Origin of the sequence: Methanosarcina sp. MTP4, assembly GCF_000970045.1 — an archaeon.
In the GTDB taxonomy this organism is placed as follows: Archaea; Halobacteriota; Methanosarcinia; order Methanosarcinales; family Methanosarcinaceae; genus MTP4.
Window position 1 is genome coordinate 2,361,538 of the sequence record NZ_CP009505.1, and the last position, 14,685, is coordinate 2,376,222.

The 14,685-nt window shown below is 45.3% G+C and carries 10 protein-coding genes; 7 read left to right on the top strand and 3 right to left on the bottom strand.

The features are described from left to right. Positions 1-29: 29 nt before the first annotated feature. From MSMTP_RS09840 to MSMTP_RS09850, 3 genes are all read left to right on the top strand, one after another. A complete protein-coding gene (locus MSMTP_RS09840; protein ID WP_048178879.1) occupies positions 30-1,277 on the top strand; it encodes an ABC transporter permease in 1,248 nt (415 codons plus the stop codon). 100 nt (positions 1,278-1,377) lie between these two features. Beyond that, positions 1,378-1,653 (top strand): hypothetical protein, encoded by a 276-nt coding sequence (locus MSMTP_RS09845; RefSeq protein WP_048178881.1) that lies wholly within the window; start codon positions 1,378-1,380, stop codon positions 1,651-1,653. Between the two features lie 74 nt (positions 1,654-1,727). Continuing rightward, positions 1,728-2,867 carry a transglutaminase-like domain-containing protein gene (locus MSMTP_RS09850; RefSeq protein WP_052718360.1) on the top strand — a complete coding sequence of 380 codons (1,140 nt, stop codon included), beginning with the start codon at positions 1,728-1,730 and terminating at the stop codon, positions 2,865-2,867. A 656-nt stretch (positions 2,868-3,523) separates the two neighbouring features. Here MSMTP_RS09850 and MSMTP_RS09855 read toward each other — a convergent pair. Then, on the bottom strand, positions 3,524-5,077 hold the full coding sequence (locus MSMTP_RS09855; protein WP_048178883.1) for a serine hydrolase: 1,554 nt from the start codon (positions 5,075-5,077) through the stop codon (positions 3,524-3,526). A 339-nt stretch (positions 5,078-5,416) separates the two neighbouring features. Between MSMTP_RS09855 and MSMTP_RS09860 the strand changes: the two genes are divergently transcribed. From MSMTP_RS09860 to ltrA, 4 genes are all read left to right on the top strand, one after another. Continuing rightward, positions 5,417-6,076 (top strand): YkgJ family cysteine cluster protein, encoded by a 660-nt coding sequence (locus tag MSMTP_RS09860; RefSeq protein ID WP_048178885.1) that lies wholly within the window; start codon positions 5,417-5,419, stop codon positions 6,074-6,076. 152 nt (positions 6,077-6,228) lie between these two features. Next, positions 6,229-6,570, top strand: a complete 342-nt coding sequence (locus MSMTP_RS17995; protein WP_052718362.1) for a helix-turn-helix domain-containing protein — start codon at positions 6,229-6,231, stop codon at positions 6,568-6,570. Then, positions 6,567-7,400: an RNA-guided endonuclease TnpB family protein gene (locus tag MSMTP_RS18540; RefSeq protein WP_231582997.1), complete on the top strand. Its 834-nt coding sequence runs from the start codon at positions 6,567-6,569 to the stop codon at positions 7,398-7,400. The genes MSMTP_RS17995 and MSMTP_RS18540 overlap by 4 nt, the downstream gene beginning before the upstream one ends. A gap of 520 nt (positions 7,401-7,920) precedes the next feature. Then, positions 7,921-9,696, top strand: a complete 1,776-nt coding sequence (ltrA, locus tag MSMTP_RS09870) for a group II intron reverse transcriptase/maturase (protein ID WP_082090573.1) — start codon at positions 7,921-7,923, stop codon at positions 9,694-9,696. A 373-nt stretch (positions 9,697-10,069) separates the two neighbouring features. Here ltrA and MSMTP_RS09875 read toward each other — a convergent pair whose 3' ends face one another. Then, on the bottom strand, positions 10,070-12,154 hold the full coding sequence (locus tag MSMTP_RS09875) for a CHASE4 domain-containing protein (RefSeq protein WP_369799587.1): 2,085 nt from the start codon (positions 12,152-12,154) through the stop codon (positions 10,070-10,072). 377 nt (positions 12,155-12,531) lie between these two features. After that, positions 12,532-14,664: a CHASE4 domain-containing protein gene (locus tag MSMTP_RS09880; RefSeq protein WP_048178888.1), complete on the bottom strand. Its 2,133-nt coding sequence runs from the start codon at positions 14,662-14,664 to the stop codon at positions 12,532-12,534. Positions 14,665-14,685: the final 21 nt, after the last annotated feature.

The window sequence follows — 14,685 nt, forward strand, 5'->3', positions numbered from 1 at the left end:
AAAGCCAGTAAAAACCGGAGGGATGCGCAATGAGAAACGCAACCTACGTTAAAATGGCCCTTAACATGCTCCTGCACAGCAAATTGCGGAGCTGGCTGACCATCATCGGGATCGTCATAGGGGTAGGGGCCGTAGTTGGGATTATCTCCCTCGGTGATTCCATGGAGGCCCAGGTCCAGAGCAGGCTTGCCGATATGGACCTTACGAGCATCACCATAACACCCGGATACTCAGGTGCCCAGTCCCGGATGCCCGGACCCGGGGGTGGAGGAGGTGGTGATTCCTCATCCACAGACTCCGAACTGACCGACGACGACGTCGACGCGCTGCAGGGAATAGACGGCGTGCTGTACGTTGACACCCGGATTTCAGGGAGTGAAGAAGTGGACTACGCCGGAGAAACAGCGACCCTTTCCATCACTGGAGTAGATCCCCAGGTCTGGCAGTACATGAACACCCTGGAAGTAGAGTCAGGAAGGCTGCTTGAACCCGCCGATAATAACGTAGCAGTCATAGGAAGCAGTATTGCCACGGAAATTTTTGACCAGGAAATCGGAGTCAACCAGGTGGTGGCGGTCAACGGCAAGTCCGTGCGAGTTGTCGGGATCCTGGAAGAAGAAGGCGGCGGGGACGACAGGAAAATCTACATGCCGATTGATTCGGCAGTCGACCTGATTGAAGATGCGGAAGAAGATGTATTCGATTCCATAGTGGTCAAGGTAGAAGATGAAGACCTCGTGGAACCCACAATTGAGGAAATCGAAGAGAGGCTAATGATCTCCCGCCAGATCCACCAGGAAAAAGACAGGGACTTTAGCGTATCGTCCTCGCTGTCCATGGCCGAATCCGTAACCGAAATGACCAGTTCCATGACCCTCTTCCTGGGAGCAATTGCAGCCGTATCCCTGCTTGTAGGAGCCGTCGGGATTGCAAACACGATGTTTACCTCGGTCCTGGAAAAGACAAAGGAAATCGGCACAATGAAAGCCATAGGAGCCAAAAACCGGGACATCCTGTTGATCTTTGTCGTTAACTCTGCGATGGTCGGATTCGTAGGAGGGGTTTTTGGAGTCATGCTTGGAGCTTGTGTCTCAGCCCTTTTCCCCTACCTGGGCGTGAGCATAATGAGAACAGGAGGCGATACCGGAATTTCACTTTCCCCTGACCTGATGCTTTTCGGGCTTTCCATCGCTATCTTCATCGGAATAGTTTCGGGAGCATTCCCTGCTTACAGGGCTTCGAAACTGAAACCCGTGGACGCCCTGAGGTACGAATAATCGGAAATGGAAGAATTGGAAATGGAAGAATTGGAAAAGAAAGGGTCTACAGCCCTTTCTTAGTTTTTCTTTTTAACTGAAAATATGGGGAGGAAGATGGATGAATCTTTCACTTTCAGATATGGCGATTTACTCCGAAAAAAGGAGAAATATACTTCTGACCCTGGATGGAGAAAACAGAAGCATTGAAGAAATCGGGCACATACTTAACGAAATTCCATTATCGGTCCGGATTAATGTAAAAAAACTGATTGACTGCGGGCTTGTGGTTGAAGACAACGGGACCTTCGGGTTATCAGACATGGCATTTCCGATAGTTGAGGACCTGAAAGCATTGCTGGAGTCTTTAGCTTTGTTAGAAGACAGTATCGATTAAAAAAACTGTTGGAGACCGAATACAGGTATTACGAAAATATTTCGGATAGGCACGAATAACCAGGAAAGTAAAAAATGACAAAAAAGGAGGTAGGAATCGGCATGAAAAGAATCTTTATTGTTCTCCGGACTACCTTGCTGGTGCTTGCGATATTGACAGTTTTTGCCTGTGCAGGCGAAATCCCGGGAACAGGAAATTCAGGAAATGACCCGGAAACCGGGTATGAGACAATCTACGGAAGGCTCTGCACCGAAGCCCGGAACGCGGCAACTCAGCACAGTAACTGGATATTCTTTATTGGAACCGGAAGCGAAACCGGCACCGGAATCATGCAGGACCGTAGATCTCCGGCAGGGTTCACGTCCCCCTCCCCCGCCTGGAATGGAAACATCCCAGGAAACATCCGTCCTGCCTCCAACAATGGACAGAATAATCAACAGCACCCCTTCTTCGAGAGAGAAAGCCTGAAAAATAGGGAAATGCTTGACCGGGAAGAACTGAACCGTTTCCTGGAAAACCAAAACCAGAACCAAAATCAGGACCTGGACCGAAATCAGAACTTCCAGCAGGAAGACGGAGCTTACTACCAGGCCTATGTTACCCCTGATGCGGATGCGGTGAAGAACTATCTTGAAGAAAATGGCCTTGACGACAAATACGAAATCTACGAAGCAGCCCTTTCTTGGATCTGGGTGTCCGATGAAGCCCTGCACGGCACGGAAGAAAAATGGCTGACCCCGGCTGAGTTCCTGGAGGAAACTCCGGATTATGCCGAAAACCCTGTCACCAGCGAACCTGTGAGCGATTGCGAGGAACAGGCACATGCCCTCGCTTCTCTCCTGATCGCATCAGGGGAATATGACGAGAGCAGCGTGAGAGTAACCATAGGAGAAGTCAATTTTGGAGAAACTTCAGGCGGCCACGCCTGGGTTGAGGTCTACGAGGACGGAGCCTGGTTCCCCCTGGACGCAACTGGTGGACCTTACTATGATGAAGAAAGTTCCGAGGTGCTCTCGGATGTATCGGAAATAGATTATGAGGAGTACCGCAATAGTTCTTACCCGGTTGTGGAAGTCTGGTATTATTACAACAACGAGTACTTCGTTGACCTGGGAACCCAGAGCGGAGACGCCCCTATTTCATGGCAAAAGTTCCCTGAGAGTTATCAGGGAAATACACAGACCCGGGGAATCCAGAATTCCCGAATGCGTTGAAACCCAATAAAGGAAGTTCGAGAATGCTGGAGGTTCCGGGAGTACCGATTCAGTAATCTCCAGCTGTATTCCACCTGAACCGGAGAACAGTTTTTCAATTAGATGCCAAAGGGCGCCTCCGCCAGCTTGCCTGGCGGCCCTCACTAAAAAGAAAAAAGAGAGATTGAAAAAATATATACAGATTGTACAGGTTTCTATTTTTGTTAAAACCATTACTTTTTTTAACTGATTTCACATTTTGTTTTCTTGTTTTTCTTCCTTTTTCTCACTTTTATTTTGGAAAAGCCGGCCGCCTCTGGCGCCCGGTGACAATAACATCATGAGATATCTAATACGGTTGCACCGATAACAATCACAAATTCAGAACCAGCCATTATTTTTTAGCCATAAACATCAACTGAATAAGGCAGAGCAACCAAAAACAAAGAAAAGAAGGAAGGAAAACAAAAACCTGTCCGTTACCTGTCTGTTACCTGTCTGTTACCTGTCTGTTACCTGTCTGTTACCTGTCTGTTACCTGTCTGTTACCTGTCTGTTACCTGTCTGTTACCTGTCTGTTACCTGTCTGTTACCTGTCTGTTACCTGTCTGTTACCTGTCTGTTACCTGTCTGTTACCTGTCTGTTACCTGCCCTTTACTTTCCTGCCTCCGGGTTCTTAGATTTTTTTCAGGGCGCGGTGGGACATGTGCAGGTATTCGGGTTTCCCGTCCTCCCCCGGGACCAGTATGAATTCCAGCGGCTGGCCCAGGAAGGGATTAGTTGCCAGAAAGCGGCTTTCCCCGATTTTCTTAACCGGGGCCTCAAGTTCCCCAATTTTCAGGAACAGTGTATCATCTTTTTTGACAAGATCCAGGTAGAGCTCGGGAGAATTGTAATAGTGACCCGCATAAGCGGTCATCTCCTCCTCAGTCATGACTTCCTCATCTATGGCCTTTCCAATCATCTCCTCCCCACTCATTCCTTCATCGGTAATGGATTCATCAATCATCCCATCACCGGTTACGGGAAGCGAAACGTTTGCCTCCGAATCTTCTTCCATTTCTGCTTCAAGGGGCAGGAAGAGTTCCATTGCTTTTTCAGTGCTTTTCGGAAACTTTGTGCCGTAGGTATTGCTCAGGATGATCACTGCAAAGCGGTGCTCTGGGACCATAAGGAACTGGCATGTAAAACCTTCCATGCCTCCCGGGTGCTCAACTATCTGCACGCCGCGGGAGTTGTGGATAAAGAGGCCGTAGCCGTAACTTCCGTTATTATAGCTGCTTATGACAGGGCTGTAAGGAGTGGAGAGTTTGCTTATGGCTGAAGGGGAAAGGACCTCTTTTCCTTCAAGCCTGCCCTCGTTCATGAAAGCTATTGCAAAACGAGAGAGCTCGTTTACGTTCGAGAACATGAAACCTGCAGGCCAGTTTCCGGCGTTGTCCGTATACGGCCTTATCACGGCAGGGCTTCCGTCCGGTAGGAGGTAGTGTCCCTGGGCCAGGGGAAAGGTCATTGCCTCGGTCGGGCGAAAAGTTGTGCGGTTCATGCCAAGGGGCAGGAAGAGGGATTCTTTTACCTGGTCGGCGTACGACTTATCCCCTGTTTCTTCTGCCACAAGCCCGGCAAGGGCATACCCCGGATTGGAATAGGAGAAGACCTCGCCCGGTCCGGTAAAGAATAGGGAATCGTCAAAGGCTCTTACTTCTTCGGAAAGTGCGGCCTCGTCATGCCTGCCGTAAGAGCTTGCTTCGTCCCGCAGGCCTGCCGTATGGGTCAGCAACTGGTGCGTCGTCAGCTGTGAGAGCCCGGGGCTGAGCCCATCTACATAGCTGCCGATCGGTTCGTTGAGGTCAAGTTTCCCGTCCTCGGCAAGCATGGCAAGGGTTGCTGCAGTATACATCTTGGTTGTCGAGCCTATGCGAAAGAGGGTATCCGGGGTAACCGGGGTCCCGGTCTCGATGTTTGAGACCCCGAAACCCCTGGCAAAAACGATTTTATCACCGCTGACAACAGCCACGGCCACTCCGGGGGTATGCGTTTCATTCATTTCATCGAAGACCACTGCTTCCAGTTCGCCAGCCCCCGTATAAATCAGGGCATTGGACTCTTTTGAATCTCCCGCATCAACCGAACCTGAGGCAGCCTGTACGTCCTCGACTTCAGTGCAGCCTGAACCCAGGAGCAGGAACGCCACGCCAACCGTTACCCAGAGTAATGTAAAAGCTTTCATGTTTCATCCATCCCTTCTTCCAATCAAGTTTAATTGCTAAAAAGTTATGCGGCTCAGAAGAAAATTTACGGACACATATAGAAATAATTTTTATAAACTTCTAACTTTTCCTCAGATACTGCCTCTTCATTATTCTGACTATTTTCATTATCTAACTATTCTCTCTATCTAACTATTTGGACCTTTTTTTGGACCCGACTTTATCATTTATTTTAAAACTTGCCCAGAAAGCGAGTGGAAGGCATAGACGTATATATAATTTTGACAAAAATATAAGTAAAAAAAATAAATGAGAGAAATATATAAAGAATGCTATTTATCTTTGGCAGAGGTTCAAGGTTGATCTTTAAAAAAATACCCATTCACATGTTTGAAAACTTCCACAATATATTTAGTGGAAGTACTGAAAAAACCTTCAATATTTGCAGGGAATGCGGGGGGGCATGTGAACATAATAAGATCGGAACCCTGCTGCCCGGGGAAAAAGAGTATATGGCCTCAAAGCTGGGCATAAGCGTCTACGAATTCAAAACCCGATACCTGGATATCCTGGAAATGGACGATGGGACCCGGATTGATGTATTAAAATTAGGAAAATTGTGCCCTTTTTTGAACAGAGAAACCGACGAGTGCGAATGCCGGGAATTTAAGGCTATCCTTTGCAAGATATATCCTGTTGTTTTCAAAGTTGAGGGAGAAGGAGTAACTTTTATAATAGACAGCTGGTGTCAGCTATCGAAGAAAAAGGAGTGCAAGAGTTATTTCGAAACTGCAATACCCCTTTTTTCAGCTCTCCCTGTTCCGGCGGAGTGGTTCAGGTACGTAGCAAGCTACGATGACCTTTGCTTTGATTACGACCAGCTGAAAAAGCACAGGAAAGGTAAAAAACCCTGTGAAGTGTTTTCCCTGCAAGAACTGCTTGACCTGCAGAAGGACGATTTGGGAGCAGAACGCCTGCAGCTCTATTCCGAAACGGAAACCGAAAAACTCATGGTTTAACTTTGCAGGCGGGAAGGCTCCTTCCTCGGAGGCCGTAGGCCGACAGGTGGGGGATGAAAGCCGTCCACTTCCCGGAACTACAATAAAATAACTTTTTACAAATTGTTCAAAGACTCGTATATATATGCAAACTGACATATTCTAAATGTCCCATGCAACTAACTGAAAAGATCAAAATTCATCCTACAGAAGAACAAGTCGATGTTCTCTGGACCACATCTAACCTCTGTAGGTTGACCTATAATTTTGCTCTGACCGAAAGACAGGAAGCGTGGAAAAACGAGAACAGGCGTGTCAGGTATGTGGAACAACAAAACAAGCTACCCAAGATAAAAGAAAAGTTTCCTCAGTACAAAATGGTCTATTCCAAAGTGTTGCAGGGAGTTCTCAAAAAGCTTGACGCTAACTACAAATCATTTTTTGCCCTTCGAAAAAACGGGGATACAGGTGCAAGACCACCAAAACACAGGGGAAAAACTACTTTTTCACAATAGTATACAACCAGAGTGGTTTCAAGTTCGGGGACGGAAACGTTTCTTTTTCCCATAAGGTCAACGAAGTTCCTCTGTCTTTTGAGATTGATAGGGGGTTCGAAAAAAGGAAAGTCAAACAGGTAGATATCTACAACAGTGACCCCTATAAAGCCAGAGGAGACTGGTTTATCTCAGTTACCTATGACTACGAACCGGAAGTTCAGTACCATGATAACGGTCTGTATCAGGCGATTGATGCAGGGGTTACGAAAATGGTAACTGCTGTCAACTCTTACGGAAAGTTTTTCGAAGCAAAAACCGCAAGACCTGATAAGTACTGGAACAAAAAAATTGATACTCTGAAATCCAGGAGAGATCACTGCAAGAAGAATAGCAGAAGATGGCAGAGGTTCAATAGCAACGTCAAAAAAATGGAGAGAAAAAGATCTAACCAGAATAAGGATTATCAGCACAAACTCTCCCTAAAGATGGTTAAAAACACGAAGACTAACACCATCATAGTAGGGGATCTGAAAGTCAAGAAAATGGCTAAGTCAAAAAAACTGAAAGGAAAGCGGAAAAAAGGACTTAACAGGTCTACTCAGAATCAGGGTTTCATTTCTCGCTTCATCGGATTTTTGACCTACAAAGCTGAAAAAGTAGGTAAGAAAGTAATAAAAATCGATGAAAGTTATACGTCAAAAGAATGTTACGTTTGCAAAAAACGGCATGATATGCCACTATATAAGCGAACTATGTCTTGTGATTGTGGAAACGTTATAGACAGGGATAAAAACAGTGCTATCAACATCATGGAACGTTTCCTAGTGCGACAAGAAGCTACAATATGAATTGCGGAAACGCTACCCCTTCCATTTGGGGTAATCCTACTATGACATGCGTAGATGGTAACGTCAGGGTATGAAGCTCATAGGACAATGTAGAGAAGTTTGGAAGTCTAATCTGGATCATCTGCTAGGATAAGAATACTATGAAGAACGTAATGTGAACCATCATAAGAATCGTAAGTTCCGACAAGCGAAAATAGACTGATACGCTTGAACCAAAAGGTAAAAAATCTGACCATTATGGCTTAGGTAACATAATGGGAAATGGACATTAGATTTTCGGTTCAAAGATGGCTTCTAAGGTACTCACAATTATTCATATTATAGAACTTGGTAAGCCCTATATGTTCCCTTCGGGGTAGGAATTCCGTAAGGAAGGACGAAGATATAGAGGGTAGAGGAAAGGAGTAAAAAGCGAAAGACAATTCGTAATGAATTGTATAAGGGTTCCAAATTTGCCCCAATCTGAAAGGATGCAGACTTACTCTATGGTATCTAAACGTAAGAAATGAAGGTATGACCTATGAAAGTAAGTTATTCAAATACGTTGATTGAAAATGCTGAAACACTCGCAGTAGATCTTCTTTGGAGAGACACCAAAGAAGAAAACTATCACAGTGTACAGACTAAATCAATCGGCGAGAAGCTTACTGACAAGCAGCAACTGAAATTCCAATGGAATCACATCAACTGGAACAAAGTGGAAACGCACGTTAATAGGCTACAAGTCAGGATTACGAAAGCAGTCATTGAAGGAAACTGGAATTTAGTTAAAAGACTAAGCTATTTGCTAACTCATTCCCACTATGCTAAACTGTTAGCTGTCAGGAATGTTATTCAAAATAAGGGTAAAAGAACGGCAGGGGTCGATGGAGAATTGTGGTCAACACCTGAATCCAAGATGAATGCCGCTCTAAGTCTAACTGATAAGAGGTATAAGGCAAAACCACTGAAACGAGTTTACATTGAGAAATATGGGTCTAATAAGAAAAGACCTCTAGGTATCCCTTCCATGTATGATAGAGCCATGCAATCACTCTATGCACTAGCATTAAACCCGATTGCAGAAGCAACAGCAGACAAACGTTCTTTCGGATTTAGAAAATTCAGAAGTACACAGGATGCTTGCAGTCAAATTTTTTCACGGTTAAGTAGGAGATTTGACGCTCAATGGATACTAGAAGGTGACATAAGAGGTTGCTTTGACAACATTAGTCACCAATGGTTACTAGATAACATCCCAATGGACAAATCAGTTCTAAAGCAATTCCTCAAAGCGGGGTTTGTTTTTGATCGAACTCTATTTCCAACAAATGCAGGAACTCCACAAGGCGGTATTATATCACCAATACTGGCTAACATGACCTTAGATGGAATTGAAAACCTATTGATTGATAAATACCATCGACATCCAAAAAGTGGAAAAATAACAAGCAATCAGCAAGCAAAATACAAAGTAAACTTTGTAAGATACGCTGATGATTTTATTGTCACTGCAAAGACAAAAGAAATAGTGGAAGAAATTAAAGGACTGATTAAAGACTTCTTGAAGGATAAAGGTCTGGAACTATCGGAAGAAAAAACATTAATAACCCATATTGACGTTGGTTTTGACTTTTTAGGTTGGAATTTCAAAAAATACAAAGGAAAGCTTCTTATTAAACCATCCAAGAAATCTATCGAGAAAGTTACCAAGAAAATCAGTAACTTAATCAAGAAAAATAAAACCCGGTCACAAGAAGCTCTAATTGACACTCTTAACCCAATCATAACTGGGTGGTCTAACTACCATCAAAGTGTGGTATCTAAAGCGACATTTCAATCAATAGATAACAAAATATGGCTTATGCTTTGGAGATGGACTAAGAGAAGACACCCCATGAAATCAAGAAATTGGATTGCACATAAATACTGGCATCCCAAAGAAACGAGAAAATGGGTATTTTCAACATCGGAAAACCAACTTAAATTACTAGCAAATAAGATTATAGTCAGACACACTCTAGTCAAGTTAGACAAAAATCCATACCTCGATAGCGACTACTTTGAAAAACGCAAATTCAATTTAGGTGCAAAAAAGCTATCAGGGAAATTCAAAAAAGTATGGGAAAACCAAAAAGGCAAATGTCCCATCTGTAATCTTTCGATTAACATTAATGCTAATGCAGATGAAAGACCATTGCATCACATAGACAGAAATCGAAAGAATAACAGTACACCTAACTTAGTCTATCTACATGCACATTGTCACAGACAATACCATGCAACTAATCCAAGACCGAAAACTGCTGCCCTATAAAGGGTTACAAGATACTTGAGCTGTATGAGGTGAAAGTCTCACGTACAGTTCTTAGGCGAGAAAGGGGGAGCAATCCCCCCGACTTAGCCGACTCACAGAATGCCTTGTGGACAGGCTATCGGTACTTTGCCGATAATCTTCGACAAACAGGCTTGAAGATGGGTATTGAGTTCTTAGAGCCGATACATGGATGATTCAAGTACTCGAAGGAAGCCCCTTCCTCGACTCCGAAGGAGGCAGGTAGGGGTAGTTCACCTTTCATGAAAGAAAACTTTCCAGGGGCTTGAGCCGCAGAAAGGTTATTTCCCCCTGACCCAAAACTCGATCCGGAAAAGAGAAGCTTGGAGCAGGGAGGAAGAAAGTAACTACAGGCTCAGTCCTTTTCCTCTTCCTCCTGCACTTCATCATTGGAGACGGTGCATTTTTTGCCTTTTATCGGCAATGTAAAAGCAAATGTGCTTCCTTCCCCTGCCTCGCTCCTGAACCAGACATACCCACCGTGCAGCTGGACAATCTGCTTGACCAGGGAAAGGCCTAACCCGGTACCCTGGAACTTTTTGGAGGCAAAGGAATCGACCTGGCTGAAAGGTTTGAAGAGTTTTTTCTGGTCCTTTTCCTCGATGCCTATTCCGGTATCCGTAACCGCGATTTCTACCATTTCCCCTTTCTTTTTCGCCTCGACCCTTACTAGCCCTTTTTCGTTAGAGAATTTTATGGCGTTGTCCAGGAGATTATAGAGGACCTGGATAAAGCGGGCTTCGTCAGCCCGGATGCTTGTAAGCTCGCGACCCACATCGATTTTGATTTCGATGTTTTTCCGGGAGGCGAGGGGGGCCAGCAGGGACTTTACACTGTCAAGCTTGCCGACAAGTCCGAATTCACTGTACTTCAGCTCCATCTTTCCGGCTTCCACCTTTGAAAGGTCCAGGATATCATTGATCAGGTTAAGCAGATGCTTTCCACTCTTAGAGATGTTCCCCACGGACTTCAACTGCTTTTCATTCAGTCCCCCGAAGACCTTCTCACGCAGGAGGTCCGAGAACCCTATGATCGAGTTAAGAGGGGTCCTCAGTTCATGGCTCATGTTGGCCAGGAATTCGCTCTTGGTGCGGTTTGCAGCCTCTGCAATTTGCTTTTCCTGAAAGAGTTTCTCGGCTTTCTTGCTTTCCGTAATGTCTCTCCAGGTCTCCAGGATGCCTATGATCTTTCCGGCATCATCGGTCACGGGAACCGCCTGGATTGACCATACCATCCCGTCCCCCGCAGAAAGTTCCCCGGCTTTTTTCTCTCCTCTTTCAAAGGTCTCTTCCAGGCGCAGGTGTTCGATAGCCTGGCTGCTTATTCCGGGAGCAACTCTCTGGGAAAGCCCAACTGCCTCTTCGAGCTCCATTTTCATGTGTTCAAGCGCAGCCTTATTAGCCCAGATAATATTAAGGGCAGGGTCTACAAAAACGACCAGTTCATTGAGTGAGTCGAGGATAACCTTCTTCTCCCGTTCCTGGGTTTGAAGTTCCTGTTCCGCCAGGTCGATTTCGTTCAGCATTCCGTTAATCTCGCGGGACAGCCTGAACAGCTCATCATTGTCTTTGAGCTCCAGCCTTTTGGAAAGGTCTTTTTCAGCCCTGACCTTTGTCACGAAATCGTCAATCTCGGTTAACCTTGAAACAAAAAGACGGTCCAGGGCAAGCTTGACTCCGACACCGGTCAAAAGCCCTGTCAGCAGCAGGAAAAAGTACATATAATCAAGGGTTTTCTTGCCGTGGGAATAAAGATCCCTCGGGAAATCCGCCCTGATGATAAGGGCAGGTCCACCTGCGATATCATTCAATTCAAAATAACCGGCGACCCTTTCTTCGTTTAGGGGTTCTACCACGATCCTTCCGGGGACCTCCGTAACACTTGAATATTCATTAAGAAAGTCCGGAGGCATTTCCTCGTCTACCCTGTACATGAGCAGGGAAGAACAGGTAAGTTCTTTAAAAGATTCCAGAAGGCCGCTATCGAAGTACCTCCCAAAAATAAGAGTGCCGCGCACAGGCCCTTCATACTTTGTGGAGAGAATCGGGTGGCAGGCAATAAACATCGGGCCCTCGGCAAGTAAAACAAAGCCGCTTATCTCATCGTCCTCTTCTTCCATAAGGAGAGTGCCGTCTTCAATCAATTCCAGCAGTCCGGCAGGTACGGGCACCTCTTCCTCGGTTTCAATGTCTATGGATTTCGCATATACAAGGGCCCCTGAGTCATTAACAAAAAGCATGAGGTTAACATCAATTCCTGCAAGGGTCTCGTTTTGCAGGTCCACGTCAATGTATTCCTGGTTCTGGTCTTCTACAAACCGGCAGGTATCGTCCCAGCAAGCCCAATCCTGGACACTGTAATCAAGATATCCCTGTTTTGTGGCAACGGCGTTTTGAACCCGCTCTACGTTCTCCAGTGTATCCTCCGCTTCAAGCTCCAAAAAATTCGATAGCTGCATATTATGGGTAAATGTAAATGCGGCAGTCAAAACTGCAAAAATTAAGAGAGTTATGATGAGTACTTTTTTACTTATATCCGTGCTGTGCACCTCGAAGTGGCTTTGGGGGTTTTGAATTCACCAATGAGAATTTTTTGGGGTATTGGGGATCACACTGGCTATAGTTATAGTTGAAGAAAAAAATATATAAAATTAATTAACTAATTGTAACAGAATAAAAGAATTTTTATATATATGCCTGCTCTATACTTTTTATTCAACCGATTTATAATACATTTATAATTTATATATTAAGCAGTCCAAAGGTTTCTTATAATATAACCTCACCCCCGGATTTCCCGCAAAAAAACAGCTCAGTTTTATTTTTTCCCGGTTTTCAGGGGGATGGAAAAACCAAAGGTACTGCCCTTTCCAGCTTCACTTTCAAACCACACGTGCCCTCCGTGGAGCTGCACAATCTTCTTCACAAGGACAAGCCCAAGGCCGGTCCCCTGGTATTTTTTGGCTGCAAATGAATCGATCTGACTGAAAGGTTTAAACAGCCTTTCACGACCCTCCTTTTCGATACCAATCCCCTCGTCCCTTACCCCGATCCATACCATATTCCCCTTCAGAGCTCCATTCACCTCTATAGTCCCTTTTCTGGGAGAGAACTTGATGGCATTGCTGAGCAGGTTTTCCATCACCTGGATGAACTTGTTCCTGTCAGCCCGGATTTCGGGGATTTTGGGGTCAACATCGATATTGATCTCTATTTCCTTCTCGGAAGCTATAGGAGACATGAGGGACTTAATTTCGGCCAGGGTTTCCTGAAGCGAAAACTCCTCATAATTGAGTTCCATCTTCCCTGCTTCGATTTTTGAAAAATCAAGGAGGTCGTTGATCAGGGAAAGGAGATGCTTTCCGTTTTTGGAGATGTTATTGACGTAGCGAAGCTGTTTTTCATTCAATTCCCCGAAAAGCTGTTCGATAAGGAGGTCCGAGAACCCTATGATCGAGTTAAGGGGGGTCCGAAGTTCATGGCTCATGTTGGCGAGGAACTCGCTTTTGGTCCGGCTTGCAGTTTCGGCAAGTTCCTTTTCATGGAGGAATTTTTCCGCTTTTTTCCTTTCCGTTATGTCAAGGCAGGTTTCCAGGATTCCGATGATCTTTCCAGCCTCATCTTTTACGGGAATTGCCTGGATAAACCACAGCTTCCCGTCAGGAGATGCAAACTCCCCGGATTTTGTCCTCCCGGAAAGGGTTTCTTCAAGCTCCAGGGCCCTGAAGACTCTTCCGCTTATCCCGGTGGCTTCCTGCTGCCTAAATCCAAGAGCATCATCAAGTTTCACGCCCATATGCCGGAGAGCGGCTTTATTGGCCCATACGACCCTGAAGTCGGTATCCAGGAAAATAAGCATCTCGTTTAGGGAATCGAGTATTGTCCTTTTTTCGGTATCCCGAGTCTTGATTTCCTTTCCGGCAAGACTTATGTCATCCAGCATTCCGTTGATCCCCGCAGAAAGCCGGTACAGTTCATCCTCCCCTTTGATTTTAAGCCTCTTTGAGAGGTCTTTTTCCTTTCGCACCCTGTCAACGAAATCATCAATTTCACCCAGGCGGGAAATAAAGAGGCTGTCCAGGAGAATCTTGCTTCCCATTCCCATGACAATGCCCGTTGCGAGCAAGAGGAAATAGAGATAATACAGGATTTTCTGGCCGTGGGCATACAGGTCCCTCGAAAGGTCCTGCCGGATCATGACAACAGGTTTTCCGTCAACCCCGTCCAATACAAAGTAAGCTGAAATCGTATCTTCCCCGGAAGGGAGAATCACAACTTTATCTGATGTTTCGGGAAAAACCGCATGAAAGTCAGAGGTCATTTCCCTGTCCACCCTTGAAACGAGCAGGGAAGACCGGGTAACATCCTCAATAGAACCCACGAATTCATCGTCAAGACATCTCCCGAGAATTAATGTACCCTCCACAGGCCCTTCATGGTCACTCCGGAGTATGGACCTTGATGCAAGGAGCACCGGCATTTCGTCAAACAGGACAACTCCTCTTACGAAGTCGTTTTCACTTTCCGCAAGAAAAGGACCGTCTTTTATCATTTCCTCCACCCCGCCAGGGAGAGGCACGGCTTCACCGGTGTTCAGGTTCACATACTTTGAATAAACAATGTCTCCGGAAGCATTAACGAAAAGAAAGATATTTACTTCAAGATCTAACATTGACTCATTACCCAGGTTCGAATCAATGTATTCGGGATCTAAGGTCTGGACAAATTCATATGTGTCATCCCAGTAGCCCCAGTCCCGGGCGATATGATCAAGATAATCATACTGGGTTTCAACGGCGTTCTGCACCCATTCCACGTTCTTCAACGTATCCTCTTTCTCAAGATCCTGAAAGCTCGATAATAAAATGCTTTGAGAAGAAAACGCCAGCGTACAGGTTAACAGCGCAAAAATGAAAATAACTGCAAAAAGAACTTTTTTACCTATATCCATGATATGAGCCTCTGGGGCATC